The organism is Pseudomonas sp. Y5-11 (assembly GCF_022368695.1).
GTDB lineage: Bacteria > Pseudomonadota > Gammaproteobacteria > Pseudomonadales > Pseudomonadaceae > Aquipseudomonas > Aquipseudomonas parakoreensis.
The window spans coordinates 3,574,005-3,600,076 of record NZ_CP058974.1 but is presented as its reverse complement, the minus strand read 5'-3'; the positions used below and the strand labels follow the sequence as shown (position 1 = coordinate 3,600,076).

The following is a 26,072-nucleotide window of genomic DNA, read 5'->3' as shown; positions in this document are numbered from 1 at the left end:
TCAAGTCCTTGGATCATAAGCATCTCGGCAAGCCTCACCGATGAACACCAACAGAGAAAGAATCAGCGCCAGGGCAAAAAACGCCGTCAGCCCTAACCACGGCGCTTGCAGATTGCTCTTGCCCTGACCGATCAATTCGCCCAGCGAAGCGCTGCCGGCGGGCATGCCGAATCCGAGAAAATCCAGTGCCGACAGCGTGGCAATCGCTCCGGTGAGAATGAACGGCAGGTACGTCAGGGTCGCGCTCATCGCATTGGGCAGGATGTGCCGACAGATCACCTGCACATCGCCAACGCCCAACGCCCGCGCGGCTTTCACGTATTCCAGACCGCGGCTGCGCAGAAACTCGGCGCGCACCACATCCACCAGACTCAGCCAGGAAAACAGCGCCATGATCCCCAGCAACCACCAGAAATTCGGCTCGACGAACCCGGACAGAATGATCAGCAGGTACAACACCGGCAGCCCCGACCATACCTCCAGCAACCGCTGCCCGAGCAGATCGACCCAACCGCCGTAATAGCCTTGCAAGGCACCGGCCGCAATGCCGATCAGCGCACTGGCAGCGGTCAGCGCCAGGGCAAACAGCAACGACACCCGCGTGCCAAAGATCACCCGCGCGAGCACATCCCGCGCCTGATCATCGGTGCCCAGCCAGTTCTCGGCGCTCGGCGGGCTCGGTGCCGGATCGGTCAGGTCGTAATTCACGGTATCGAAACCGAACGGGATCGGCGCAAACCACATCCGTCCGCCCTGCTCTTCGATCAGTTGCCGCACCTGCGCGCTGCGATAGTCCGGCTGGAACGGCAGTTCGCCGGCGAAATCCTGCTCGGTGTAGCGTTTGAGCGCCGGGAAATACCATTGGCCCTGATACTCGACCAGCAGCGGTTTGTCGTTGGCGATGAGCTCGCCGCCCAGGCTCAGACCGAACAACAGCAAAAACAGCCACAACGACCACCAGCCACGCCGATGCGCCTTGAACCGCGCCCAGCGCCGCTGTCCGATGGGAGATAGAGTCAGCATCAGACAGTCCTCGCGGTGAAGTCGATGCGCGGGTCGACCAGCGTGTAGCACAGGTCGCCGAGCAGTTTTATCAGCAGGCCGAACAGGGTGAAGATGAACAGCGAACCGAACACCACCGGGTAGTCACGCGACACCGCCGCCTCGTAACTCAGACGGCCGAGGCCATCGAGGGAGAAGATCACTTCGATCAGCAACGAGCCGCCGAAAAACACCGTCACCAGTGCCTGCGGTAATCCGGCGACCACCAGCAGCATCGCATTGCGGAACACGTGGCCGTACAACACCTGACGCTGGCTCAAGCCCTTGGCCCGCGCCGTCAGCACGTACAGCCGCGAGATCTCGTTGAGAAAGCTGTTCTTGGTGAGGATCGTCAGGGTGGCGAATCCGCCGATCACCAACGCGGTGACCGGCAGCACCAGATGCCAGAAGTAATCGGCAACCTTGCCCCACGGCGACAACTCGGCGAAGTTGTCCGAGACCAGCCCGCGCACCGGAAACCAGTCCAGCGCGCTGCCACCGGCAAACACGATGATCAGCAGCAGCGCAAACAGAAAGCCCGGCATTGCGTAGCCGATGATGATCGCCACGCTGCTCCAGACATCGAACGCCGAACCGTTGTGCACGGCCTTGCAAATGCCCAGCGGAATCGACACCAGATAGGTGATCAACGTCGCCCACAAGCCCAGCGACAAAGTCACCGGGAGCTTTTGCCAAATCAGCTCGGTGACGCTGGCACCGCGGAAAAAGCTCTGACCGAAATCCAGCTGCGCGTAGCTTTTGAGCATCAGCCACAGGCGTTCACCGGCCGGTTTGTCGAAGCCGTACTGACGTTCGATGTCGGCCACCAGTTTCGGGTCCAGGCCTCGGGTCGCGCGGGATTCGCCACCAATGGTTTCGACATGACCGCCGCCCACCGCTGCGCCGACTCCGATGCCCTGCAAGCGCGCGATGGCTTGTTCCACCGGGCCACCCGGCGCGGCCTGCACGATCACGAAATTGACCAGCAGAATGGCGAGCAAGGTCGGCACGACCAGCAGCAGACGCCGCAGGCTATAACCCCACATGCGCATACTCCTTTTGCTGTTGCTGCATCTGCGTGGCGGTCAACGCGGTCGGGCTGATTTCCCACCAGGTATCGAGCCCGGCGTCATACAGCGGCGCTGTCGCCGGGCGGCCAAAACGGTTCCACCACACTGTGGAAATCCCCGGCGGGTAGTAATTGGGAATCCAGTAGTAACCCCACTGCAACACCCGATCCAGGGCGTGGGCATGGCGCAGCATGCTTTCGCGGTTGTCGGCCTGCACCAGCCCTTCGAGCAAGGCATCGACCGCCGGATCACGCAGCACCATGTAGTTATTCGAGCCGGGATCGTCGGCGCCGTCGGAGCCGAAGTAATTGAACATCTCGCGCCCCGGCGCCTGACTCACCGGGTAGCCGACCACGATCATGTCGTAGTCGCGATTGCGCACGCGGTTGGTGTATTGCGCGGTGTCGACTTGGCGAATATCGAAGCCGACACCGATCTGCGCCAGGTTGCGCTTGAACGGCAGCAGCAGCCGTTCAAAACCCTTCTGACCGTTGAGAAAGGTGAACTGCAGCGGTTCGCCTTTGGCGTTCACCAACTGATCGCCATGGGGTTTCCAGCCGGCGGCTTCGAGCAGTTTCAGGGCCTGTAACTGCTCGGCGCGAATGTTGCCGCTGCCGTCGGTTTTCGGCGCTTCGAAGACTTGGGTAAACACCTCGTCGGGGATCTCGCCGCGCCACGGTTCGAGGATTTTCAGTTCCTCGGCGTCCGGCAACTCGGTGGCCGCCAATGCGCTGTGCGAGAAGTAACTGCGCTGACGCAAGTACATGCTGCGCATCATCTGCCGGTTGCTCCATTCAAAATCCCAGAGCATGGCGATCGCCTGCCGCACCCGGCGATCCTGAAACAGCGGTTTTTGCAGGTTGAACACGAACCCCTGCGAACCTTGCGCAGCACCCGGCGCCAGATGTTCGCGAAGCAGTTTGCCCTGCTCCAGCGCTGCCCCGGCATAGCCGATGGTGTAACTGGTTGCGGAAAATTCGCGGTTGTAGTCGAAGCCGCCAGCCTTGAGCACTTGCCGTGAAACATCGGTGTCGGCGAAGAACTCCACACTCAAGTGATCGAAGTTATAGAGGCCGCGCGTAATCGGCAGGTCCTTGGCCCACCAGTCGGCAACGCGTTGAAATTTCACGCTGCGCCCGGCATCCACCGCGCTGATGCGGTACGGGCCGCTGCCCGGCGGGATCTCGAAACCGGCGCCCTCGGCGAAGTTGCGCGTGCGCCACCAATGTTCGGGCAACACCGGCAGTGTCGCCAGATCCAGTGGCAAGGTGCGGCTGTCCTTGTTCTTGAAGTTGAAGCGCACTTGCGTCGGCGACTCCACCACGACGTCGGCGACGTCACGAAACTGTTGGCGGTATTTGAGGCTGCCCTGAGTGATAAACAGCTCGAAGGTGTAACGCACGTCTTCGGCAGTGATTGGCGTGCCGTCGTCGAACCGGGCCTTGGGGTTGAGGTAAAAGCGCAACCAGCGGCGATCCGCATCCAGCTCCATCTGCTGCGCCACCAGACCGTAGACGCTGTAGGGTTCGTCCTTGCTGCGATAGGCCAGCGGCGCGTAGAGCCAGCCGTCGATCTCGGCGACGCCAGTGCCTTTGTCGATGTACGGAATCAGGTGATCGAACGGGCCGCTTTCCAGCGAAGAGCGGCGCAGTGTCCCGCCCTTGGGAGCGTTGGGATTGGTGTAAGCCAGGTGCTGGAAGTCCGGGGCGTATTTGGGGGCTTCGCCGTAGACCGTGAGGGCGGGTTGTGGAGCGGCCCAATTGAATGGGCTTAGCAGCGCAAAAGCGCTGAACAGAATGAGCCTGGAGAACATTGGCAGATCCTTTTTTGCACGGCGCTGTTTATGGCCTCATCGCTGGCAAGCCAGCGCCCACAGGTTTTGCGGTGCTCACAAATCCCTGTGGGAGCTGGCTTGCCAGCGATGAGGCCCTAACAATCACCAAACCTTCTGCCTACCTGTGATGTGCAACAGGCCGGCGATTTTTATAGGGCAGGCTTAGATCAATAAGTGACTAAAACCCGCCCCTTCCATGAAATCCGCTCCCGCAGGCTGCGATCTTTTGACTTTTGAAGATCAACAGATCGCAGCCTGCGGCAGCTCCTACACAGAGCGGGTCAGAACTTGTAATTGACCCGCGTGTACAGCGTCCGCCCGAACGGGTCGCCGTACTTCGGGTCGTAGCCGCTCTGGAAGGTGTAGGTCTGGTTGCTGAACGGTGGCTCGCGGTCGAACAGGTTCTTCGCACCGAGGGTCACGCTCAGGGTTTTGTGCCAGGTGTAGGTGCCGGCCAGATCCCAGACGTTGTACGAGCCGACGTAATCGTGAGTCTCACGGTCGGAGTCGTGGTAACCGCTGGTGTAGCGGTTGGTCAGCGCCACCCCGTAGGGGCCGTAGTTCCAGCTGCCGGTCAGGCTGTGGCGCCAACGAGCCACAGCGCCGGCCGAGGAAAAGTCGCCGCCACGAAAATCGCCGAGCTTGTCGATGTAGTCGCCCTTGAGTTGCTGCTGATACTCGTAGCGGCTGACATAGGTGCCTTGCAGGCCGATACCGAAGTTGCCGTACGGGGTGCTCGGCAGGCGGTAATCGAAGCTGACATCGACACCATTGGTCTTGATCTTGCCGAGGTTGGCCAGCCCCGTGACGATGTGATCAATGGAGCCGTCGGGCTTGCGCACCAGGCGATCCGGGTACAGTTCCGGGTTCTCGAATACCGCTGACTCGGGGAATTCGGCGATCTGGTTAGCGATGTTGATCCACCAGAAGTCCAGCCCGGTGCTCAGGCGCTCGAATGGCTGATAGACGAAACCGAGGGTGACGTTGCGCGCGGTTTCCGGGCTCAGGTCCGTGTTGCCACCGGTGCGGCTGTAAAACTGCTGGGCGCAGTCGCGGTTGGCGATCCCGCCGTTGCTCGGATTACCGCCAGCGCACAGCCGTGGGTCGTTGTAGTTGGCGACGGTGAACGTGGTGAAGTTCGGGTTGTACAACTCGTACAGCGACGGCGCGCGGAAACCCTCGCTGTAGGCGCCACGCACAACCAGCTCCTTGAACGGCTGGAAGCGGAACGAGTATTTCGGGTTGGTGGTGCTGCCGAAGTCGCTGTACTTGTCGTGGCGCACGGCGGCGGACAACTCCAGGCTGTCGAGCACCGGCACGTTGACCTCGGCGTATTGCGCCGAGACGCTGCGATCCCCGGCGACGCTGGCATTGGGGTCGACACCCAGGCTTTGCACATCAGCGGCGAACTGGGCGAAGTCCTGGTGGAAATCTTCCTTGCGGTATTCGCCACCCAGCGCCAGCGCCGACGGGCCGGCGCCGAACCAATCGCCAATCTCGCGGCTGACACGCCCGTCAATCGCCTTCACCCGACCGACCGCCGTCGAGTAATCGCCGTCTACCGTGCTGGCCGCCAGCAACGCCTGTCCGGCAGCGGTCTGCGCGCCAAACGGGTTGATGATGCCATTGGCGATACCGGCACTGACGGCGCGGTCGTTGACGTAACCGGCCTCAATGGCATTCACCACTTTGTTCTGGTTGTACGACGCACCGACGTTATAGTCCCAACCCACCACGCTGCCATCGAAGTTCAACAACAAACGCTGGCCAGTGTTGTCGTCTTCATGCTGGCGCGCGCCGACGGCGGTTTCTCGCCAGTTCACATCCACCGGTTGCGTCGGGTCGAGGGCGAAGCCGTTGGGGCCGGGGGTAATGCCGTTGCCGGGATAGAACGTCGTGCCGGGATTGACCTGATTGCCCATCAAGGTGCCAGGGCCGATCTGCGTACGGTTTTCGTTGCGTGCCCAGAAGTATTCGAGGCTGACGTTATGGTCATCCGCGAGCTTGCCGGTGGTTTTGGCGAACGCCGAAGTCTTCTCGGTTTCCGGTACCAGATCGAGATAGTTCCACAGGCTCTGGCGGCAAATACCGTTGCGTGCCAGCAATCCCGGCGCGTTGCAACCGGAACCGGCCAGCGGATTGGTGGCATTGCTGCCCTGACTCCAGTTCGCCGGCGATGCGGTGCCGGAGGTGTAATCGAGACCGCGTCCGGGCTGATAGTTGTAGGTGTAGCCACGATCCTCGGCAGCCAGGCGTTGCTGCTTGTCGTAACTGACCACACCGAACACGTTGAAGCGGTCATTCTGCAAATCGCCAAAGCCCCAGCTGCCACTGAAGTTACGACTTTCACCACCGCCGGCATGAGTCGGCGTGTCGTAGTTGGTGCTGAGCTGGCCTTCGGTGAGGCTGGTCTTGGTGATGAAGTTGATCACCCCGCCGATCGCATCGGTGCCGTACAACGCCGAAGCGCCGTCACGTAGCACTTCGACACGATCAATGGCGGCGAACGGAATGGTGTTCAGGTCAACCCCGGACCCATTGATCGCGTTGGTCGCGTTGTTGCTCAGGCGCCGGCCGTTGAGCAGCACCAGCGTCTTGTTCGGGCCGATGCCACGCAAATCGGCATACGACGCCCCGCCGCTGCTCGAACCCACTGAGCGGCCGGAGCCGACCGAGGACTGGTTGGCGGAAATCCGGCTCACCAGTTCTTCTGTGGTGCTCACGCCCTGCTCGCGCAATTCTTCAACTCGCAGGATTGTGACCGGCACCGCCGTTTCCGCATCGACGCGGCGAATCGCGGTGCCGGTGACTTCGACCCGTTGCAGCTGGGTCGTGGGTTCGTCGGCAGCAACTGCCGGCAAGGTATTGATCGCCAGCAGCAAGGCCAGGCTCAAACGGGATCTAACGGGTGAAAAATGGATCATGAACAGCCATCCCTGCGTTTTGGTTTATGCAGGGATGTGCAATGGACAGCAGGGTTTTATAGAGCCCGATTTAGACCGTTGGGTGATGAGGTTATGCAAAAAAACCAGCTGTGTATCAAACCAGTTCCATCTCCCTCAGCAACCGGGTATCCAGCCCAAACCGCTCCTGAGAAACCATCCTGAACTGGCCCTCCGCCAATTCGCAGCTCACCAGCAAATTCCACGAATGGCGGGTTGCCGCCGAGGGGATCAGTACAAACGGATGTTCTGCCAATAACGAATCGGCAAACAGTTGTTGATTGGGTGAAGGTTTGGCGGGGCTCAACCAGTAAGGATTCGGCACTTCCTCAGGCTGCACTATTTTCACTTTTGCTTCGTTGATGACCTCAAAACACGTGAGTACATAGGGTTCACTGTCCAGCGCATCAAAGCTGTGATTGGCTGCCACCTCCAGAATGGCCGACGACGGATCGACCGATGCATAAACGACTCGTCGTCCGGGTTTGTTCCATCGGCCACCATTGAGATTTGAACCCATCCCGCTGTCCCAAGTCCCGCCATAAACCTCGGGATCCAGCCGCCAGGCATACCAGTGCTCGTCCCAGGGCAAGGGATTCATGTGTAAACCCCGTATATCAGCTGCCCCAGATACTGCTCCACCATCTGAAACCCCAGTGAGTGCCGAATAAACTCCGCGGGGACGCGACCGTTCAGGTAGGTGCTGGGCTTGCGCAGCCACTCCTCGGCCCGTGACTGCCTCCCGAAGGCGCGAGTGGCCTTTTCCAGCACCAAGGCATATTGGTAGGCGACGACGCTCTGCTGCGGGTCAAGCCGTACCGTTTTACCTTCCTTCAGTAATCGGCGTACGGTGCTGACCGACTTGCCGGTGATGCGTTTGACCATGTCGCCTTGCAGATAAAGCTCAGAGGTTGAAAGCATGTTGACGACATCGTTCAGCTCAAAACCTTCATCGGTCAGGTCAACGATCAGAAAGGCATCGTCACCTATGTTCCGGCCATTCACGAGCAAGTCGACAGGTCTGCCCTCGGCCCTCTTCACCCCCGTCAGCCGGGGTACCTTGACGCTGGGCATCGTGACCTCCTCCATGGGGCATCTGGCACGATCAGTGCGCCAGTGAAGGCGATGGGAATAAGCAGGCGTTTCGTATTCGAGTTGGGGAGTTCGCATAATCCATCCGTTATCAGAGGCCTGAGCGTCCAAGCCGTTTACGACTTCAATGTCAGCTCCGATGCTATAGATCGCGCTTCCGACGACCAACCTGAGAATGTCGTCGGAAATATCCCCGCTTCTGCGAAATCCAGACCTGTTTCCGTAGGACATTACCCACGAATACCGTGCGCTCAACTGCCGAAGTGATAACTCACATCCAGCCACCACTGCCGCCCGTACGGGTCATAGTTACCGGTCGGGTAATACGGCCAGCCAGCCGAGTCATCGTGTTTGATCTGGTTGAGCACGTTGTTCACGGTCAGCCCGACGCTGGCGCGGTCATTGAGTTTGTATCGCGCACTGGCGTTGAACACCGTCCACGGCGACAGGCGCCCGTCACCCGCGCCGTTGGTCACCGACCCATAGCGAATGCCCATCAGCGTCGCCGTGGCCTTCTGGTAATCCCAGGTCAAACTGGCGTTGACCTTGCTGCGCCAGTCGTAATTGGTCCGCGATGTGCGCCAGTCCTGGGTCGGCGCCTCGTCCGACTCTTTATAGAAATGCGAAAGCACCAGGGTATAGCCCAGCGCCGAACTGAACGCACCGTACTGACCGGCGCCCCAGCGGATGTTGCTCTTGAAATCCAGACCACTGACCCGCTCGCTGGCGGCGTTGATCGCATTGACCCGCACCCGTTGCAACTGATTCGGATCGATGGCGGCATTGCCCGGGTTGCGGTCGATGCGCGCCAGGGTCGACTGGCAGTTGGCCGAGTTGATGTCCTGTGTGCCGTTGCGGCATTCGTTCTCTTGCTGCAACAGGCGGTTTTCGTCGACGGTGGTCAGCAGGTCATCAATCTCTACGCGCCAGAAATCCGTGGAGAAATCGAAATTGCGCGACGGCGACCAGACAAAACCGTAGGTCCAGGATTTGCCGCGTTCGGACTCAAGGTCCGGGGTGCCGCTCTGGGTGTAATCGACCCGCCCGCGATCACACGCGCCCTGCACGCCCTGGCTGCAACCGTAGTAGTCGATCTGCGCCGGGTAGTAACCGTTGCTGTCGGACTGGTAGATGTAGTTCAGATCCGGCGCGCGGAAACTGGTGCCGTAACTGCCACGCAGCAACAGACTGGTGATCGGGCGCCACTCCAGCCCAAGGTTGTAGGTTTTCTGCTGCTCGCTGCGGCCACTGAATTTGTACTGGTCCCAACGTCCGGCGGCAGTGGCCAGCACGGTGTCAGTGACCGGAATGCTGAACTCGCCACCGGCGGCGTAACGCTTGCGCGAACCACCGGAACTTTGTGCCGGGCTCACACCATAGAAAGTGCCGTCATTCAGTCCGTCGTCCGGGTCGACGCGATACTCCTGCTTGCCCGCTTCCAGCACCCCGGCAAATCCGACCGGGCCGGCCGGCAGGTCAAACAGGTCACCGTTGATCGACGCGTTGTAGCTGGTGGAAACCGACTTGCTGCGCTGTGTCAGGTTGCTGCGAAACTGCTCCCACTCTTGGGGCGTCAGCGGACGATCGAGACGCGAGGCATCCGGGGCGAACACCGGGTAACCGTCACGCGTGCCCAGTTGCGGGCCGAGGTAGAAATCCTGAATCGAGGACAGCGGCGTGTAGCGCGTGGTTCTGACGCTGCGATATTCCGAGCGGTTGGCCGCCAGGTCATAACGCCAGCCGGAGTCGGCAATCTTGTCCGAGAGGCCGAGGGTGCCGGTCCACGACGTGTCGGTCCACTTGCTGTTGTTGCTGGTGCGGCCACCGATTTCCTCTTCGCCGTAACGGCGATACCAGCGCTCGAGATTGCCGCTGTTCTGGTTGATGAAGTCCGGCGAAGTGAACGTCGGGCCACGGGTGTTATTCTGAATGTGATCGAGGCCATACATCAAGTCGGCAAACACCTGACCGCTGTCGCTGAAGTGCCAGGTGCCACGGGTGTAGCCGTCGTAGTTTTCCTTTTGCGTCTGAATGGTCCAGTAATCGTTGTACATCTGATCGGTGCGGCAGCGTCCGCCGTTGTTCAACAGCTTGTTGTCGAAGGTGCCTTGATAGGCGCCGCAACCGGGGCCGAGGTAGCGGTTATTGCTCAGGTCGCGACGGTAACCGACGTCCGCCAGCGGGCCGCTCTGCATGAAGCCGCGATCATCGGCCCAGATCGGATCTCGGTTGGTCAGCTCCAGGCCGAACAAGCCGTCGAAGTCGCCCCAACTGCCGCCGCCGCTGATTTGCAGGCGCTGATTGTCGCCACCGCCACGCTCACTGGTACCGCCCTTGAGATTGACGTCGATGCCATTGATCTGCTTCTTGAGAATGATGTTGACCACCCCGGCAATCGCGTCAGAACCGTAGATTGCCGAAGCGCCGCTGCTGAGAACTTCGATGCGTTCGATGACTGCCGAAGGAATGTTCGCCAGGTTGGTGAAGTTGACTTTGCCGTCGTACGGCGTCGGGTAATCGGCGACGCGCCGGCCGTTGATCAACACCAGCGTGTGATTGGGGCCAAGGCCCCGCAGGTTGATCGCGCTGGCCGCCGGTTGCCAGGTATTGCCGTAGTCCTCGCCCTGGGTCATGCCGGTGTTTTGCGTCTGCGTCGCCAAGGCGTCATAGACGTTCTTGTAGCCGCGCGCCTCCATCTCTTCGTGGGTGATGACGTTGACCGGGGTCGCGCCATCGCTCTGTGCACGAGCGATTCGCGAGCCGGTGACGGTGACTTTTTCCATGCGGTAATCGGCGCTGGTGGCCGGGGCCGCGGCGCTGACTTTGGCCGCTACCGGCGTACTCGCCGCGCCTTCGCGCACGCTCAGGCCCTGGGCACTCTGCTCGACATGCAGGCCACTGCCGAGCAACGCTTTCTCGACCGCCTGACGCCCGCCCAACGCACCGCGCACGGCACTGCTGCGTTTGCCCTCCACCAGATTCTGACTGAAGGAAATCGGTACGCCGGTCTGGCGCGAGATATCCAGCAAAACCTCATCCAGCGGGCCGCTGGCGATGTCGAAGGTGTAGACCTGGGCCGCAGAGTCCTGCGCATACACCGCGATCGGCACCAGCCCCATCGCCAATGCGGCGGCGAGAGTCAGGCGAGGTAATTGTTGTTTGAATGAAATCATCAAGGGCTTCCCTGTTGAAGGCGTCTGCAGGGAATGAGCAGCGGGCCGGCGCTTTTTATAGGGCGGCGATTAGGCCAAGAAGTCATAAACCTATAACCGGACTCCACACACATTTGTGTAGGAGCTGCCGCAGGCTGCGATCTTTTGATTTTCGCTTTTAAAGATCAAAAGATCGCAGCCTGCGGCAGCTCCTACAGGGTGTTAGGTGGAATTGAGGGTTCGATGCTGACCCAGTAAGGGTTGTGCCATGTGACGCGAATCGGCAGCGAGCGCTCCAGCAATTGCAGAGTGCGGTCACTGTCGTCCAGCGGATAGAGACCGCTCAGGCGCAGATCGGCCACATCGGGACTCAGGTGCAGAATGCCCCGGCGATAGCGACGCAGGCTGTCGATCACTTCGCTCAGTGGCTGGTCGCGCACTTCCAGGCGACCTTGCACCCACGCGCTTTCCTGTCCGCTGCTGCGCTCCAGCGCCAGAATGTCCTGAGCGTTGAACAGCAGACTCTCCCCCGCCTCCACCACTTGCCGTGCACCGCCGGCGGTGACCACTTCGACCTGCGAATACAGCATCACCAGCCGCGTAAAATCGTCGCCCTGTTGCACGAGAAATTTAGTGCCCAGCGCCCGCATCCGCCCATGTTCGGTCTCGACCACGAATGGCCGCGCGGGATCCTTGGCGACGTTCACCAGCAACTCACCCGAGCGTAACGCCAACAAGCGTTGAGTCGCATCGAATTGCGCCACCACCCGCGTGCGGGCATTCAGACTCAGTGCACTGCCATCTTCCAGGGTAAAGTCGCGCCGCTCGCCGGTGCCGGTCGCCAACTCCCCCGCCTCCGGCAGCCAGCCGTAGCGGCGCCCGAGCAATCCGGCCAGCACGGCAATCCCGAGCACACTCAGGCTACCGCTGAGAAAACGCCGACGACTCGACGGCGCATTCAGGCTGTGCAGCAGACTGTTGCGGGGCAGCCCGCGCAAGTCCGGATGGCGCAGCAGGTTCAAACCGCCGTCCATTTGTTCGATGATCCGCTGATGTCGCGGGTCGGCTGCCCGCCACGCGTCGAACGCCGCACGCTCGCCAGCGCTGGCTTCACCGGACTGCAACAGCGCCATCCACTGCGCCGCCTCATCGATCACCGCGTCGTCCGGCCTCATGCCTGCATCGCCTGATAGCAGCGTTTGAACGCCTCGACCATGTATTGCTGCACCCGACTGGTGGAAACCCCAAGCCGTTCGCCGATTTCGCTGTAGGTCAGACCGTCGAGCTGATGGTAGAGAAACGCCGCTTTGGCCTTGGCCGACAAGCCATTGAGCAGGCGATCGACCGCCAACAGCGCTTCGATCACCAGCGCGCGTTCCTCCGGCGATGGATGCACCGGTTCCGGCGCCAGGGCCAGGCTTTCCAGATAGGCGCGTTCCAGGTCCTGGCGACGCCAGCCTTCATACATCAGCCGTCGGGCGATGGTGGTCAACAGCGCCCTCGGTTCACGAATCGCGGTCGGGTCCGGCAGGGTCAATACCCGCAGAAAAGTTTCCGAGGCGATGTCCTGTGCACTGTGCGGGCAACCCAGCGTGCGGCCAACGGCAGCGCACAGCCAGCGATAGTCCTTTTGGAACATTTGCCCAATGATCCGGTCATGCGGGTTTTGAACATCACCCATGTCTTGCTCCCTGAAACGGGTCCCACCCGCTGCGAAAAACCATCGTTCTGCCGGGATCGTCCGACTCCTGATCTGGCGCGACTGTGCAATAGCGCTGCTTACATTTGAAGTAATAAAAAATCAGGACAGTCAAACCTTTGAGAATAAGGAACCTCATCGCCGGGGAAATATTGACTCACACAACGTTGACCCGGATCAGTTGCCAGCGCTGCAGCACTGACTAATCTGCGCGCTCCATCGAATGCCAGGGACGGCTCATCAGGAGCCCACGGCAGCCCTTTCAAGGAAGAAAACCATGCGATCACTGAAGATTATTCTGCTGTCCTCGGCCTTCAACGGCCTGACTCAACGCGCATGGCTGGAACTGCGCCAGGCCGGGCATTCGCCCAGCGTTGTGGTGTTCACCGACGAGGCTTCGGTGTGCGAACAGATCGAACACAGCGGCGCCGATCTGGTGATCTGCCCGTTCCTCAAGGACCGCGTGCCGCAAGCGCTGTGGAGCAATCTCCGGCGGCCGGTGGTGATCATACATCCGGGCATCGTCGGCGATCGTGGCGCCAGCGCGCTGGACTGGGCGATCACCCACGAACTCACCAGTTGGGGCGTGACCGCCCTGCAAGCGGTGGAGGAAATGGACGCCGGCCCGGTCTGGGCCACCTGCGAATTCAATCTGCCGCCGGGCTTGCGCAAGTCCGAGTTGTACAACGGTCGGGTGAGCGATGCGGCGATTCGCTGTATTCGCGAAGTGGTCGAAAAATTCATCGACGGCTTTGTCCCTGTCGCACTGGATTACAGCGATCCCAAAGTCCGTGGCCGCCTGCAACCGAACATGAAGCAGGCCGACCGCACCTTCAGCTGGCACGACTGCTCGCGATTCATCAAACGCTGCATTGACGCGGCTGACGGCCAGCCCGGTGTACTGGCGAGTCTGGCCGGCGGGCAGTATTACGTGTACGACGCGCACCTTGATCAACGCACCGGCATTCCCGGCAAGATCCTCGCGGTGCATGATGACGCGGTGCTGGTTGCCACCGGTGATCAAAGCCTGTGGATCGGTTCGTTGCGGCGCAAACCACTGCCCGGCGAAGAAACCTTCAAGCAACCGGCGCGGCACGTGCTGGCCGGGCAACTGGCCGACGTGCCGACGCTCGACTGGTCAATCGCCCGCGAGCCGTTCAATGAGGAGGCGTATCAGCCGATCCGCTACCGTGAATCCGGGCATGTCGGGGAGCTGACCTTCGAGTTCTACAACGGCGCGATGAGTACCGAACAGTGTCAGCGTATGGTCGAGGCGCTGCGCTGGGCCAAATCGCGGGACACCCGCGTGCTGTTGATCAAGGGCGGGCGCGGCAGTTTTTCCAACGGTGTGCACCTGAACGTGATCCAGGCCGCGCAGGATCCGGGCGCCGAGGCCTGGGCCAATATTCAGGCGATCGACGATGTCTGCGCCGAGCTGCTCAGCGCGCAGCAACTGGTGGTCAGCGGCGTGACCGGCAATGCCGGGGCCGGCGGCGTGATGCTCGCACTGGCCGCCGACATTGTGTTCGCCCGGGCCGACATCGTGCTCAATCCGCATTACAAGAGCATGGGCCTGTATGGCTCGGAATACTGGACCTACAGCCTGCCCCGCGCTGTCGGCCCGACGGTGGCCGAACAACTGACCCAGGCCTGCCTGCCAATCAGCGCCACGCAGGCGCTGCAACTGGGCATGGTCCAGGAGATCGGTCCGCGCTGCCCGGACGAGTTTTCGTTGTGGTTGCTGCAACGGGCCAACGCGGCATTGACCGACCCGACCTATGCCGCCGTGCGTGAGCGCAAATTGCGGGTTGATCAGGTGCTGATCGAGCAATGCCGAGAAAACGAACTGCAGGAAATGCAGGAAGACATGCTCTACAACCGCAACCAGTTTGCCGAGAAGTGCAGCCACTTCGTCTACAAGCGCAAGGCCTGCGGCACGCCGGCGCGGCTGGTGGAAGACTGGGCGCGGGTGCGCAAGGTTGAGTTGGCGGGTTGAGCTTCAGCGACTCCTACGGCCCCATCGCTGGCAAGCCAGACTCCCACAGGGTTCTGCGTCCGACACAGTACCTGTGGGAGCTGGCTTGCCAGCGATGGCGGTGTCTCGGGCGGCACTGGTTTGGCAGACATTCCGCCATCGCCAGCAGGCTCACTCCTGCAGGGGTTTGCATCGCTCACGAAATCCATGGAAACCGCAGCGCAATGAACGATGACGCGGTGGCGAGCCGGCACTTACAATGCCCGCACCTCAGACTCCGGCCCGCCCATGGACATCGACCTCGCCCGCACCTTTCTGGAAATCGTCCGCCACGGCAGCCTCGCCGCGGCGGCGCAGAAGTTGTTCGTCACACAAACGGCGATCACCGCCCGGGTGCAGAAGCTCGAAAGTCAGCTGGGCAGCACGCTGTTCGTGCGCAACCGCGCCGGGGCGAAACTGACGGCCAATGGCGAGGCCTTCGTGGTCTACGCCAATCAACTGGTGCAGACCTGGGAAGCCGCGCGGCGCGACTTGCCGCTGCTGGACGGCTATCACAACGTGCTGCACATCGGCGGTGAAGTCAGCCTGTGCAACCCGTTGATGCTCAGTTGGGCCGCCGAACTGCGCGAAAAAATCCCCGGACATGCCCTGCGCATGGAAATCCGCGACGGCGAAAACCTGCTGCGCCAACTCGAACTCGGTGTGCTCGATGCCGCGCTGGTCTATCAGCCGGAATATTGGCCCGGCCTGCAAGTCGAGCAGGTACTGGAAGAAAAACTGATTCTGGTACGTGCGCCAAACCGCCCGGATCCTTACGTCTACATCGACTGGGGGCCGGACTTCCGTCGCCAGCACGACGCCGCCCTGCCAGACAAGGCCAAAGCCGCGCTGAGTTTCAACCTCGGCCCGCTGGCCCTGCAATACATCCTCGAACACGGCGGCAGCGGCTACTTTCGCACCCGTGTGGTGCGCAGCTATCTGGAAACCGGCGCGCTGGAAGCGGTGACCAAAGCCCCGGAATTCGGCTATCCAACCTATCTGGTGTACGCTCGCGAGCGAGACTCGGCGACCCTGCAACAGGCCTTCGATCTGTTGCGCCAGGTGATCGAGACCGATGACGACTGGTCGCAACGCTGGAACCCGTTGAGCTGAGTCGGCCGCTTTGCACCGGAGCATGGCACAACTGACCTCAAGGTCCGTCCTGCACAAACGGCCCGATCGGCTAATCTGCCGGGTATAACAACAATACCCGCAGGTGAACGCATTGAGGCAGACCACCGAGGCATTCCGCAGCCGCTACCGTGCGGCCATTCATCCGTTGTACAACCCGTGGCTGCACGGCGCTTTCGTGCTGCTGTTCGGCGTGCTGGCGATCGGCGCCTTCTGGAGCAGCACGCGTCAGGTACAGCCACTGGAATGGCTGAGCGTGCCGCTAACCCTGCTGTTCTTCAACGTTGGCGTGTACATGGTCCATCGCCATCTCGGCCACCACAAAAAGACGTTCGCCAAGCTGTTCTATGCGCGGCATGCCGGTGACCACCACAGTTTTTTCACTCCCGGCCACATGACCTACGACGGCGCTCGCGACTGGCGGGCGATTCTGTTTCCGGCCTGGCTCATCGTCGTGCATACGCTGCTTTTCACCCTGCCGCTCTGGTGGCTGCTCGCACAGTTCAATGCCAATGTCGCCGGGCTGTTTGGCGGCTGCATGGTGCTGGGCTACCTGACCTACGAGGTGTTTCACGCCTGCGAACATCTGCCGCCGGATAATCCGTTGACGCGCCTGCCGTAGATCCGCCAGATGCGTCATCTGCATGAACTGCATCACCGTCGCGAGTGCATGCAGGAGCGTAATTTCAATATCGTTCTGCCGTTGATGGATTACCTGTTCGGCACCCTCTACTGGGAGCCGCAACCCGCCCCGTTGCGCTATTCGAGATCGCCCATGACCCGCATGCAGCACCAGATCGATATCGCCGGCGAACCGATCGCCGTGCTCCGCTACGCCGCCAGCGTCAACCACTGGCCGCAGTGGCATCCCTCGTCGCTGAAAATCGACGGACCGCCAGGCCCGCTGCATGCCGGCGCGCGTTTCGAAGAAGACATTCATGCCGGCGGGCGCGCCGGCCATTTGCGCTGGGAGGTCACCGAGTATCTGCCCGGCCGGCGCTGGTGCGCGCGGGCGCGCGGTGACCACGGTCTGTCGTTGCGGCTGACCTACGAATGCACGGCCGAAGGCGACGGCACACGGTTCGTGCGCACCCTGGATTATCGCTTCGACGGCCTGGGCATGCGCGTTGCCAACCTGTTGCTGTTGAAACGCCGCATCGAACGTGAATCGGCCACATCGATGCACGCTCTGCGCGACATGGCACTCAAGCACCTGACGCTGACGGGGCAACATTCATGAAGCGCCTGCTGTTACTGCTCGTCGTTCTCGTCATCGCGTTTTTGCTGTTGATGCCAACCAGGGTTCAACCGGTGGCCTGGAAACCGCCAGCGGCACCGTCACTGAGCGAAGGACTGTACGCCGAAAACCAGCGACTCAAAGCCGTCGAACAGGTTGGGCCGGGCGACATCGACGGCCCGGAAGCACTGCTGCTGGAAGGCGACTTCCTGATCACCGGCCTGCATGACGGGCGGCTGATTCGCACCAGCCTCGATGGCAAGACACGCCAAGTCCTGAGCGACACGGGCGGTCGCCCTCTCGGGCTGGCGCGGCATCCCAACGGTCTGCTGGTGATTGCCGACGCGGTCAAAGGCCTGCTCTCGCTCGACGCGCAGGGTCGACTGATTCCTCTGACGACCGAGGCCAATGGCCTGCCCTTCGGCTTTACCGACGACGTGGCGATCGACAAGTCCGGGCACTACGCCTATTTCAGCGATGCCAGCAGCCGCTGGGGTTACGGCCACGACGGTGAGGCGATCATCGAACATGGCGGTGACGGGCGTTTGCTGCGCTACGACTTTCAGACCGGCAAGACCAGCGTGCTGCTGGACAAATTGCAGTTTGCCAACGGCGTGACACTCGGCCCGGACGACGCTTATGTGCTGGTCAACGAAACCGGCGCCTACCGCATCAGTCGTTACTGGCTAACGGGCCCCAAGGCTGGCACCCATGACCTGTTCATCGACAACCTGCCCGGTTTGCCGGACAACCTCGCGTTCAATGGCAGCAACCGCTTCTGGGTCGCCCTCTACGCACCGCGCAGTGCCTTGCTCGACGGCACCGCCGGGCATCCGTGGGTGCGCACGATGATCGTCCGGGCACTGACTGTGCTGCCCAAACCGGTGGAGAAACGCGGGTTTGTGCTGGGGCTGGATCTGCAGGGCAAGGTGATCGCCAATCTGCAGGATGCCAGCAGCGGCAATTACTCGCCGATCACCACGGCGCGCGAGTATGGGGACTGGTTGTACCTGGGCTCACTGAAAGCCAGGCACATGGCGCGGTTGCCGTTGGCTGATGCGCTGAAGTAAGTGCGCAGACGAGTGCTGGATGGCCGGGCGTCATCGCTGGCCACCAGCACGGTTTTGCAGGTTGATCAGGCCTTGGCGGCCATCGCGGTGACTTCCACGCGCATGCCTTCCACCGCCAGCGACGCCACGCCCACCGCCGCGCGCACCGGCCATGGCTTGGCGAAGAAGCGCTTGTAGACTTCATTGAACGCAGCGCGGTCGGCCATGTCGGTGAGGTAAATGGTCAGGTGCATCACCCGATCCATCGAACTGCCCGCCCGCTCCAGCGCCACTTTCAGCGCCTGCAGGGTGCATTCGCTTTGCAGGGTGATATCGCCCAGTTCCAGGCTGCCATCGGCGCGGGTCGGGATCTGGGTCGAGACCAGAATGCCGTTGAAACCGACAACATCCGAGGAAATCGAATCCGTATCCGGATCAGGGGTGAAGCTGAGGTCGTGATTAGCCATGTAAGTCTCTGGTCTGGAGAGAATGAGGGTCGCCGGCCAACAACCCGCCGGGACTTTTCGCGGGGCAGTTTACAACAGTCTTCCGGTGCGGCTCAGGCAACCCTCGCTGCCGGACAAAAATCACGCGCATAAAAAAACGCCAGCCCTTTCGGACTGGCGTTTTTCTGAATATGGCAGGGGCGGCTGGATTCGAACCAACGCATGGCAGGATCAAAACCTGCTGCCTTACCGCTTGGCGACGCCCCTGTATCTCAAGCTCTGTAACAAGCTCTGCGAGAATGGGCCGCAATTTACCAACCTTTTTTTGATCTGGGAAGCCCCAAGTGCAAAAAAAATTNCAAGCTCTGTAACAAGCTCTGCGAGAATGGGCCGCAATTTACCAACCTTTTTTTGATCTGGGAAGCCCCAAGTGCAAAAAAAATTGTTTTAAAACAGCCAGTTATTTTCTGAATCAAGGCAAACGCCACGATTCACTTCGCCGCCTCGGAGATCGACACCGCCAAAGGCCAGAAGAAGAGCGCTTTTTTGCAAGTTTCATGATGTTCACCGTCTCGTGGGCAACCGTATTGTGTCACGGGTTGCAGACGGTGTTAGGGATTGAAGCGCACGACAATAATCGATCGGCTGGACAAACACTGTGTCCAGAATGGTGATGAATAAGTCCTGAGAACTGTGGACAGGCCATTCGCGAGCAAGCTCGCTCCCACAGGTTTCGTATCGACCACACCATGGGTGTACACCGCCAACCTCATGTGGGAGCGAGCCTGCTCGCGAAGGCATCAGTCCAGTCAGCGATGAGCTTGAGTCAGCTCCATCCTCTGAAGCCTCTGATTTCCACACAAATACTATCCCCGTCGCGAGGGGATTTAGCGAAACGTCGCACTGCCCCGCTTTCCTCTTTGCCAAACCATCCGTTCACGAAAAGCGCAGCCCCGAAAACCCTCACGTTTAACCTTTTCCCCGCACACGTTTAAAAACACTCGCCGTTACGTCATCCCAGGCTACAACGCCTTGCGCCATTGCCTACGACTACGCCAGAATCCGCCGGCTTGTGCGCCCAGGGTGCGGGTTTTATCGTGGTTCGGTCGCTGAAAAGCAGCGATCGGGTTTGGTAGCCCGGTTCACACATGGCGCAAAACGTCACCTTACACAGATGCCTTCTGGCGCCTGCGTTTTATGGTGGCCATGCGCAGGGTGCTTTCGAGCACGCCGGTTTTTCCATGTGTGCCGGTCTACCAACCTTCGTAATGGCCACCACCCTCGTTTGGTAGCGAATGTGATGGTTCCCTTAGCCACATATGGAGCTTCACTATGTTCAAGGTCACACCAAACCCGCCCGAAACCGAAACGGTCTCACCCTACGAATCCCCCGATTCCCGAAAACTCAGCGAAGCCGCCGAACGCGCCCTCGACCACTACCTCAACCCCGCCAGCCCAATCATGGCCACGCCCTACACACCCAACACCCTGTTCCTCGTCAATCCCGAAATCACGACCGAAGAATTGCTGGCGAACGCCAGTGAGTCGCTGGGTTCGGCGACGGTGATGTTGGGGGATGTGGCCGCGCTGGTGGAGGGGCCGATTCGCAAGACCCTGCTGGGCATTGCGCAAGTGGTGATGCTGGGGGAATTGGCGGTGAATCAGGCGCTGGATAATGTTGTGCCGACGGCCTAGCGAACATTCCCGCTTGGCGCTCTATGGTGAGCGCCGAGAGGGATCTGTCAGAAACTGACTGCGTGATTTGTCTGCTTCCGGCCAGAAGCAGACGTTCAGAAGTGACCAATTCCGGCCCATTTGCAGCTTTATCGCTGGCGCTTTGCACCCACACGTTAAATCTTACGTACCTGGCCGAGAGCAGCCTCTTGAAACCGGGCGCGACGCACGAGTCACGCTCGGAACACATTAGGTCCTCTTCCCGATTAAGCGCCTATGAGCACACCGGCGTCGCCTGTCCGCCAGACGTTGTCTACCGTCACCCGCTCGATGCCCCAGCCCGCGCCGAGTCTCATCAACTCAACGGCATAGCGGTTCTTCATGAGGTAGTGGCGTGCCGGGTCGTTTTTCAGGACGTGCTGGGCCTCCACCAACGCATCTAGATGTGCCTTTCCACCTTCGAACGTCACACGGGGATTGCTGACCGAATGAGTGGTATCGACCTGTCCCAACGCGCCGAATAACGTTGCGACAATGACCTCTCGGCCTTCCAGCACAGGGAATTCAAATCCTGCCTTTGCTGCGGCAGGCCCGAAGTCGGAAACTGCATACTCCATGAAAGCGCTGGACAGCAGTGTTGCGTCACGCAAATCAATGCCAGCGGCAAAGCGGTAGAGGGCATCAATGACCGCAAGCTGATCGGCGGTGTCTGTCTGATAAATGGATGACATGGGTAACTCCAGAAAGGTAGAGCCGCGATGGTATATTGTGTATACCTAATATCAATTACGCACTTCAAAGTGCTCAGGTATATCCAGGGAAACCCATGCACGAATCTGCCACGCAAACCGCAAAGAACAGCGACCCGACAACCACAGATCGAGGCGTTGATTGCTCAAGCCGCTTTCTGCTCGACCAGATCGCTGACAAGTGGTCAGTGTTGATCCTGGCGGCCCTGTGCAAAAAGCCCCTTCGATTCAATGAGCTCAAGCGATGCCTGGACGGCATCACCCAAAAAGCCTTGACCCAGGCACTGCGCCGCCTTGAACGCAACGGCATTCTGCAGAGACGCGTCATCCCGTCCTCTCAGGTGGCAGTGGAATACAGCATCACCCCACTAGGCCGAACACTTGAGCACCCGTTCAACGCGCTTTATCTCTGGACCCTTGAACACCTGGATACGGTTATCAAGGCCCAGGCAGCATTCGATTCTCGGGAAATCGAGGCAGCGCAAGCCTGACCAGATGACCTCAGAAGTCGGTGATCAACGTCCCCTCTATACTCTCGGCAAACCCGCCACCGAAGGCTTTGGCCGGTGTAGCGAAACCCGCCTGACGTTCACCTTCGAGCACCCGACGCGCGGCCTCCACTGCCGCGAGAGGCGTGTAGGAATAGCCGTTCACGGTTTCGATCACAGACCGAGCGATTACTCTGTCAACACCCATGACCTCGACAACTGCTCGGGCACGATGTGCCTCCCTTTCCTCAGACGTCGGACCATCGGGCAGTGTTGAGAGATCCCCTTCGGGAAACGCATCGCCTGAAATGTGCACGAACATCGCGATGTTCGGGATGCCAGTCGAGTGCCAGCCCGTCACCAGATCACCAAACGATAGCGGTGCGCACAGAACCGGGCCGTCACCGAAATCGAAATGACGCAGCGTGGCGTCAGGCGTGGCGACCAGCTCGCCATCGACCCTCGCCATGACCCCTGCCCCGATGATTTCACTGACGCTCATGGCCGAGCCACGTGACATCGAGCCTGGGACCTGAAGCGCGATGCTCAGCGCAAAAGGCTGTTCGACACGCTTGGCGACATGCACCGCCAGCGAATCGGTCGGTACCACGTCCCAACCTACGCCGGGCAAGAGCATGACCTGCTGCGAAACGGCCTCTGCGCCCAGTTGCTCGGCCAGCCGATAGACGTTGATCTCTGCGGTGATGTCCAGATAGTCCACATTGGCCTTGATACAGGCACGCATCAACGGCTCTGCGGTGTACGCAAAAGGGCCGGCGAAATTGAGCAGGACAGAGATACCGGACAACGCGCTCGCTGCCTTCGCGTCGGCATCGAACACTCGAAACGGCACGTCCAGATGCGCAGCGAGTGCCGCCACACGCGTGTGATCGCGCCCGGCGATTTCGAACCGCAAGCCCAGCGTTTTTGCCCGTTCAGCAGCCATGCGACCGGTATAGCCGGTGGCGCCGTAGATCAGCAGTTTGCTCATTGGACGTGCTGCCATTTTTTATAGACGAATTCAAGGCTGTACCCGTCCGGGTCCAACACATTGCCGGCATAGTAATCCGGGTCGTAGTGCAAACGTGCACCTGGCGCGCCGTTATCGACCGCGCCCTCTTTCATGGCTGCGGCGTAGGCGGCGTCCACCTCAGCCTTGCTCTTGGCGACGAACCCCACATGGACGGCACGTCCTTCAACAATCCCCTCACGCAGCCAGAGAAACATCCGGCCATTGGCGCCGAAACCTTTGAGGTCAGGATGCCCCGGCGGGCCATCTTTGCCGTCGTAATCCAAGCGCGCGGTAATGCCCAACGGAGTTAAGGCGGCTTCGTAGAAACGGATGGAACGGGTGATGTCGCTTACCGACAAAAAGACATGATCCAGCATTGCGTAATCCTCAAATGGTGTAGCTGCGGGCGACTCAGATGTTGTAACCGCCAGCGACCTCGATGGTCTGGGCATTGATCCAGCTACCGTCCTGCGACAGCAAACAGGCAATTACGCGCGCGACGTCCTCCGGCTCACCCACCCTGCCCAGCGCAGTCTGCCCCGCCAGCAAAGCCTCGAACTCGTCATTCAAGCCGCCGCCAAGTTCGGTACGGATCGCGCCGGGGGAGACGGCGTTGGCGCGGATCCGTCGTTCGCCAAATTCTTTGGCCATGTAACGGGTGAGCACTTCGAGTCCGCCCTTGAACGCCGCATAAGGCGCAACACCCGCTGTGGCGACACGAGTGGTCGCGCTGGTCAGGTTGACGATACTCGCGCCGTCCGCCAGCAGCGGCAACAATGTCTGCGTTAGGAAAAACGGGCCTTTGAGATGCACATTGAACAAGCCGTCGAACTGCGCTTCGCTGACGCTGGCCAAGGGTTTGAACAGACCATACCCGGCATTGTTGACCAGGCCACTGAGGGAGGTGAGGCCCCAAATCTCGCGCAAGGCAAATATCACTGACTCGCGAAACCCGGAGAAACTTGCTACGTCAGCCACATCGAGCTTGAGCGCAACTGCCTTGCCTCCCGCATGCTCAATACGCTCCACGACTGAAGCGGCTGCTTCTGGATGACTGTTGTAGGTCAGGATCACACCCATACCGCGCTGCGCAATATGCTCGGCGGCGCTGGCACCGATGCCGCGACTCCCACCTGTAATGACGATAACGCTCATGTGCTGTTTCTCTGTGCTTCGAATGAGGATCCAGCGTACTGAGCCTTACAAGCCTGAGCGCATCCGTTCCTCCTCGAAACCTGCCTGTTTCTGCTTTTTGCTTGCAGCGCACCCGTGTCAGCCCTCAGCATGCACACCATGGACAATCAACTGAACGAACTCAGGTCACTCGCGGCCAAGGCGGAAAACCGACGTACGGAAACCGGTATTCCGCGTGTGGCCATGGTCAAGGGCAAAATCCCTGAGCACATGCTCGCGGCGGTCTATGACCCGATGATCAACGTGATTCTGCAAGGCAGTAAAAGCATGACCGTGGGCGACCACACCCTGCGGTATGACCCCGCGACCTATTTCGTCATGTCCATCGACCTGCCTGCCGTGGGTTCGGTGCACCCTGCCGAAACCGGGGAGCCCTATTTGGCCGTCAGCCTGACACTCGATCCAACGGTGTTATCCACCTTGTTCGCCGACCTGCCCAAACCTGCCAGTCGCGTCGATCCCACGCCTGGCTTTTCAGTCGCATCCATGACCACTGACCTCATGGACGCCTGGGTGCGCATGCTCAGACTCATGGGCGATCCGGATGCCATCGCAGCGCTGGCCCCGGTCTACGAGCGGGAGATCATCTTCCGCGTACTTCAGGGCCCCCTGGGCTGGATGCTGCGAGAGATCGCGGCGCCCGACAGCGCGATGGCCCGAGTGAACCTTGCGGTACAGTGGATCCGTCAGGACTTTGCCCAACCCATCGGCGTCGAACGCTTGGCCGAGCGAGCGTCGATGAGCGTCTCGGCGTTTCACCGCCACTTCAAGGCCGTGACCAACCTCAGTCCGTTGCAATATCAGAAACGCGTGCGCCTGCTCCAGGCCAGAACATTGATGGTGGCGAATGCAAAGAGTGTCATGGCCGCTGCATTCGAGGTCGGGTACGAAAGCGCAACCCAGTTCAGCCGGGACTACGCAAAGGTGTTTGGGCTTCCACCGTCACAGGATGCGAGCAGAATCCATGCGCGAGCGAGAGCCATTGGAGGCGATTGAGCGGCGTACTGCAGGAAACTGTGAGTGTCAGCTATTGGCCGAAAGAAGACCTCTCTCCACCGACGAAACCGCCGTCACAAACCAGTCACCCCCAACCCGCTAACCTCCCCTCCGCCACTTACCCAAGAGCCCCAAAAAAGGTGCCCCAAGGTGTACTCCATCGTCCCACCCCGCCAAACAATCATCCTCCGCTCCGAAAACCTCCACGCCGAAGACTTCGGCGCCCTCTTCTCCCGGTTCTTCGGCAATCGCTACGCCGACTCCCCGCCGATCCCTTCCAGCATCATCATCGGCGGTGTCTACGGCAGGCACGACGGCGTGAGTTTCCGGCGTATGCATTACCACGGTGATTTCACCGTCACCTTCCCCGACCCGCAGGACGAGATCACTTTCGTGATTACCACGGCGGGCAAGATTGTGTTCAACCACCGCACCGAGTCCATCGGTGTGGCGCAGGTGGGGTTGGCGATTGATAAGGCGGATATCCGTTCGATGCGGTTTCTCGACGATCACGCGCAGCACGGGATTTCCGTGAGTCGGGCGCAGCTCACGGAGCGGTTGGCGGCGTTGTTGGGGCGGCCGGTTGTGCAGAAGATTGTGTTTGAGCCGGTGGTGGATCTGCACACGGCGGCGTATGGCGGGATCAAGGCGTTGATTGATCTGGCGACGGGCACGGAGTTTGATCTGTTGCTCAACAGCGGCACGCTGATGCCGTCGCGGTTGCGTGAGATGTTGATTGATGCGGTGCTGGAGGCGTGGCCGCACAATTTTACCGAGGCGTTGCGCCAGCCGGCGCCGAGGGTGGCGCCGCGGCATGTGAAGTTGGCGATGGCGTTTATTCAGACGCATCCGGAGCAACTGGTGAGTGGCGTGGAGCTGGCGCGGTTGAGCAATGTCAGTCAGCGCGCATTGCAGGAGGGGTTTCGACGGTTTGTCGGGATGTCGATTGTGGCGTATCAGCGGCAGGTGCGGCTGGAGCGGGCTTTCGAGGCGCTGCGGCATTCGGCGTCGGTGACGGAGGTGGCGTTGCGCTTTGGCTTCAGCAATGTCGGGCGGTTTTGTCAGTATTTTCAGCAGGCGTATGGGGTGAGTCCGGCGCAACTGAGGGAGCGGGGTTGATTGGTTTATAGGCAAGTAAGCTTGTGGGTCAGTTGACGGTGATGTTGGCTGACATGACGCCTTCGCGAGCAGGCTCGCTCCCACAGGGTTAGGCGGTAAATCAGGGTTGCCAATCCCCTGCCTTCACCCGTTT

General features: G+C 60.5%; 21 protein-coding genes, 1 tRNA gene and 1 pseudogene. 8 read left to right on the top strand and 15 right to left on the bottom strand.

The window, feature by feature from the left end:
• From HXW87_RS15895 to HXW87_RS15855, 9 genes are all read right to left on the bottom strand, one after another.
• Positions 1-1,023 (bottom strand): ABC transporter permease, encoded by a 1,023-nt coding sequence (locus HXW87_RS15895; RefSeq protein WP_239776544.1) that lies wholly within the window; start codon positions 1,021-1,023, stop codon positions 1-3.
• The gene (yejB, locus tag HXW87_RS15890; protein ID WP_239776543.1) at positions 1,023-2,087 is read right to left on the bottom strand and encodes a microcin C ABC transporter permease YejB; all 1,065 of its coding nucleotides are present in this window, start codon (positions 2,085-2,087) and stop codon (positions 1,023-1,025) included. The genes HXW87_RS15895 and yejB overlap by 1 nt, the downstream gene beginning before the upstream one ends.
• Positions 2,074-3,924: an extracellular solute-binding protein gene (locus tag HXW87_RS15885; RefSeq protein ID WP_239776542.1), complete on the bottom strand. Its 1,851-nt coding sequence runs from the start codon at positions 3,922-3,924 to the stop codon at positions 2,074-2,076. Before HXW87_RS15885 ends, yejB begins: the two co-directional genes overlap by 14 nt.
• 302 nt (positions 3,925-4,226) lie before the next feature.
• A complete protein-coding gene (locus HXW87_RS15880) occupies positions 4,227-6,869 on the bottom strand; it encodes a TonB-dependent receptor (RefSeq protein ID WP_239776541.1) in 2,643 nt (880 codons plus the stop codon).
• Positions 6,870-6,984: 115 nt separating this feature from the next.
• Positions 6,985-7,488, bottom strand: coding sequence for an RES domain-containing protein (locus HXW87_RS15875; protein WP_108182862.1), 504 nt, complete (start codon positions 7,486-7,488; stop codon positions 6,985-6,987).
• The gene (locus HXW87_RS15870; RefSeq protein ID WP_182401459.1) at positions 7,485-7,961 is read right to left on the bottom strand and encodes an MbcA/ParS/Xre antitoxin family protein; all 477 of its coding nucleotides are present in this window, start codon (positions 7,959-7,961) and stop codon (positions 7,485-7,487) included. Before HXW87_RS15870 ends, HXW87_RS15875 begins: the two co-directional genes overlap by 4 nt.
• Before the next feature lie 269 nt (positions 7,962-8,230).
• Positions 8,231-11,152 (bottom strand): TonB-dependent receptor, encoded by a 2,922-nt coding sequence (locus HXW87_RS15865; RefSeq protein ID WP_239776540.1) that lies wholly within the window; start codon positions 11,150-11,152, stop codon positions 8,231-8,233.
• A gap of 191 nt (positions 11,153-11,343) precedes the next feature.
• Entirely contained in the window at positions 11,344-12,306 is a 963-nt protein-coding gene (locus HXW87_RS15860; protein WP_239776539.1) for a FecR family protein, read from the bottom strand.
• Positions 12,303-12,812 carry a sigma-70 family RNA polymerase sigma factor gene (locus HXW87_RS15855; protein ID WP_047291417.1) on the bottom strand — a complete coding sequence of 170 codons (510 nt, stop codon included), beginning with the start codon at positions 12,810-12,812 and terminating at the stop codon, positions 12,303-12,305. The genes HXW87_RS15860 and HXW87_RS15855 overlap by 4 nt, the downstream gene beginning before the upstream one ends.
• A 295-nt stretch (positions 12,813-13,107) precedes the next feature.
• On the opposite strand from HXW87_RS15855, the gene HXW87_RS15850 reads away from it, so the two are divergent.
• The 4 genes and pseudogenes from HXW87_RS15850 (at position 13,108) to HXW87_RS15835 (ending at position 18,282) form a co-directional block, all read left to right on the top strand.
• A complete protein-coding gene (locus HXW87_RS15850; RefSeq protein ID WP_239776538.1) occupies positions 13,108-14,826 on the top strand; it encodes a hydrogenase maturation protein in 1,719 nt (572 codons plus the stop codon).
• 267 nt (positions 14,827-15,093) lie between these two features.
• Positions 15,094-15,957, top strand: a complete 864-nt coding sequence (locus HXW87_RS15845; protein WP_041072725.1) for a LysR family transcriptional regulator — start codon at positions 15,094-15,096, stop codon at positions 15,955-15,957.
• A gap of 112 nt (positions 15,958-16,069) precedes the next feature.
• A pseudogene (locus HXW87_RS15840) lies at positions 16,070-17,215 on the top strand (SRPBCC family protein).
• Positions 17,212-18,282, top strand: coding sequence for an SMP-30/gluconolactonase/LRE family protein (locus HXW87_RS15835; protein WP_239776537.1), 1,071 nt, complete (start codon positions 17,212-17,214; stop codon positions 18,280-18,282). The pseudogene HXW87_RS15840 and the gene HXW87_RS15835 overlap by 4 nt, the downstream one beginning before the upstream one ends.
• A 65-nt stretch (positions 18,283-18,347) precedes the next feature.
• Here the strand turns inward: HXW87_RS15835 and HXW87_RS15830 are convergent, their stop codons facing one another.
• A complete protein-coding gene (locus HXW87_RS15830) occupies positions 18,348-18,728 on the bottom strand; it encodes a RidA family protein (protein ID WP_239776536.1) in 381 nt (126 codons plus the stop codon).
• A gap of 171 nt (positions 18,729-18,899) precedes the next feature.
• Positions 18,900-18,974: transfer RNA gene (locus tag HXW87_RS15825), tRNA-Gln, on the bottom strand.
• Between the two features lie 1,065 nt (positions 18,975-20,039).
• On the opposite strand from HXW87_RS15825, the gene HXW87_RS15820 reads away from it, so the two are divergent.
• On the top strand, positions 20,040-20,402 hold the full coding sequence (locus HXW87_RS15820) for a DUF6124 family protein (RefSeq protein ID WP_239776535.1): 363 nt from the start codon (positions 20,040-20,042) through the stop codon (positions 20,400-20,402).
• A 245-nt stretch (positions 20,403-20,647) separates the two neighbouring features.
• On the opposite strand, the gene HXW87_RS15815 is transcribed toward HXW87_RS15820, so the two are convergent.
• Positions 20,648-21,112 (bottom strand): nuclear transport factor 2 family protein, encoded by a 465-nt coding sequence (locus HXW87_RS15815; protein ID WP_239776534.1) that lies wholly within the window; start codon positions 21,110-21,112, stop codon positions 20,648-20,650.
• A gap of 95 nt (positions 21,113-21,207) precedes the next feature.
• On the opposite strand from HXW87_RS15815, the gene HXW87_RS15810 reads away from it, so the two are divergent.
• On the top strand, positions 21,208-21,621 hold the full coding sequence (locus tag HXW87_RS15810; protein WP_041072739.1) for a helix-turn-helix domain-containing protein: 414 nt from the start codon (positions 21,208-21,210) through the stop codon (positions 21,619-21,621).
• Positions 21,622-21,631: 10 nt separating this feature from the next.
• Here HXW87_RS15810 and HXW87_RS15805 read toward each other — a convergent pair whose 3' ends face one another.
• From HXW87_RS15805 to HXW87_RS15795, 3 genes are read right to left on the bottom strand one after another with little or no spacing between them, the layout of a single operon-like run.
• Positions 21,632-22,609, bottom strand: coding sequence for a saccharopine dehydrogenase NADP-binding domain-containing protein (locus HXW87_RS15805; protein ID WP_041072741.1), 978 nt, complete (start codon positions 22,607-22,609; stop codon positions 21,632-21,634).
• Positions 22,606-23,007 carry a VOC family protein gene (locus tag HXW87_RS15800; protein WP_041072743.1) on the bottom strand — a complete coding sequence of 134 codons (402 nt, stop codon included), beginning with the start codon at positions 23,005-23,007 and terminating at the stop codon, positions 22,606-22,608. The genes HXW87_RS15805 and HXW87_RS15800 overlap by 4 nt, the downstream gene beginning before the upstream one ends.
• Before the next feature lie 34 nt (positions 23,008-23,041).
• Positions 23,042-23,785 carry an SDR family oxidoreductase gene (locus tag HXW87_RS15795; RefSeq protein WP_131671711.1) on the bottom strand — a complete coding sequence of 248 codons (744 nt, stop codon included), beginning with the start codon at positions 23,783-23,785 and terminating at the stop codon, positions 23,042-23,044.
• A 138-nt stretch (positions 23,786-23,923) separates the two neighbouring features.
• Here HXW87_RS15795 and HXW87_RS15790 point away from each other — a divergent pair, with 138 nt between their 5' ends.
• Together HXW87_RS15790 and HXW87_RS15785 are read left to right on the top strand one after the other, a co-directional pair.
• A complete protein-coding gene (locus HXW87_RS15790; protein ID WP_041072747.1) occupies positions 23,924-24,820 on the top strand; it encodes an AraC family transcriptional regulator in 897 nt (298 codons plus the stop codon).
• A gap of 150 nt (positions 24,821-24,970) precedes the next feature.
• Positions 24,971-25,939: an AraC family transcriptional regulator gene (locus tag HXW87_RS15785; RefSeq protein WP_239776533.1), complete on the top strand. Its 969-nt coding sequence runs from the start codon at positions 24,971-24,973 to the stop codon at positions 25,937-25,939.
• Positions 25,940-26,072: the final 133 nt, after the last annotated feature.

Bases quoted from the DNA above. Each gene is read 5' to 3' on its own strand.
- HXW87_RS15895 (WP_239776544.1), bottom strand. From the start codon at position 1,023: ATGCTGACTCTATCTCCCATCGGACAGCGGCGCTGGGCGCGGTTCAAG.
- yejB (WP_239776543.1), bottom strand. From the start codon at position 2,087: ATGTGGGGTTATAGCCTGCGGCGTCTGCTGCTGGTCGTGCCGACCTTG.
- HXW87_RS15885 (WP_239776542.1), bottom strand. From the start codon at position 3,924: ATGTTCTCCAGGCTCATTCTGTTCAGCGCTTTTGCGCTGCTAAGCCCA.
- HXW87_RS15880 (WP_239776541.1), bottom strand. From the start codon at position 6,869: ATGATCCATTTTTCACCCGTTAGATCCCGTTTGAGCCTGGCCTTGCTG.
- HXW87_RS15875 (WP_108182862.1), bottom strand. From the start codon at position 7,488: ATGAATCCCTTGCCCTGGGACGAGCACTGGTATGCCTGGCGGCTGGAT.
- HXW87_RS15870 (WP_182401459.1), bottom strand. From the start codon at position 7,961: ATGCCCAGCGTCAAGGTACCCCGGCTGACGGGGGTGAAGAGGGCCGAG.
- HXW87_RS15865 (WP_239776540.1), bottom strand. From the start codon at position 11,152: ATGATTTCATTCAAACAACAATTACCTCGCCTGACTCTCGCCGCCGCA.
- HXW87_RS15860 (WP_239776539.1), bottom strand. From the start codon at position 12,306: ATGAGGCCGGACGACGCGGTGATCGATGAGGCGGCGCAGTGGATGGCG.
- HXW87_RS15855 (WP_047291417.1), bottom strand. From the start codon at position 12,812: ATGGGTGATGTTCAAAACCCGCATGACCGGATCATTGGGCAAATGTTC.
- HXW87_RS15850 (WP_239776538.1), top strand. From the start codon at position 13,108: ATGCGATCACTGAAGATTATTCTGCTGTCCTCGGCCTTCAACGGCCTG.
- HXW87_RS15845 (WP_041072725.1), top strand. From the start codon at position 15,094: ATGGACATCGACCTCGCCCGCACCTTTCTGGAAATCGTCCGCCACGGC.
- HXW87_RS15835 (WP_239776537.1), top strand. From the start codon at position 17,212: ATGAAGCGCCTGCTGTTACTGCTCGTCGTTCTCGTCATCGCGTTTTTG.
- HXW87_RS15830 (WP_239776536.1), bottom strand. From the start codon at position 18,728: ATGGCTAATCACGACCTCAGCTTCACCCCTGATCCGGATACGGATTCG.
- HXW87_RS15820 (WP_239776535.1), top strand. From the start codon at position 20,040: ATGTTCAAGGTCACACCAAACCCGCCCGAAACCGAAACGGTCTCACCC.
- HXW87_RS15815 (WP_239776534.1), bottom strand. From the start codon at position 21,112: ATGTCATCCATTTATCAGACAGACACCGCCGATCAGCTTGCGGTCATT.
- HXW87_RS15810 (WP_041072739.1), top strand. From the start codon at position 21,208: ATGCACGAATCTGCCACGCAAACCGCAAAGAACAGCGACCCGACAACC.
- HXW87_RS15805 (WP_041072741.1), bottom strand. From the start codon at position 22,609: ATGAGCAAACTGCTGATCTACGGCGCCACCGGCTATACCGGTCGCATG.
- HXW87_RS15800 (WP_041072743.1), bottom strand. From the start codon at position 23,007: ATGCTGGATCATGTCTTTTTGTCGGTAAGCGACATCACCCGTTCCATC.
- HXW87_RS15795 (WP_131671711.1), bottom strand. From the start codon at position 23,785: ATGAGCGTTATCGTCATTACAGGTGGGAGTCGCGGCATCGGTGCCAGC.
- HXW87_RS15790 (WP_041072747.1), top strand. From the start codon at position 23,924: ATGGACAATCAACTGAACGAACTCAGGTCACTCGCGGCCAAGGCGGAA.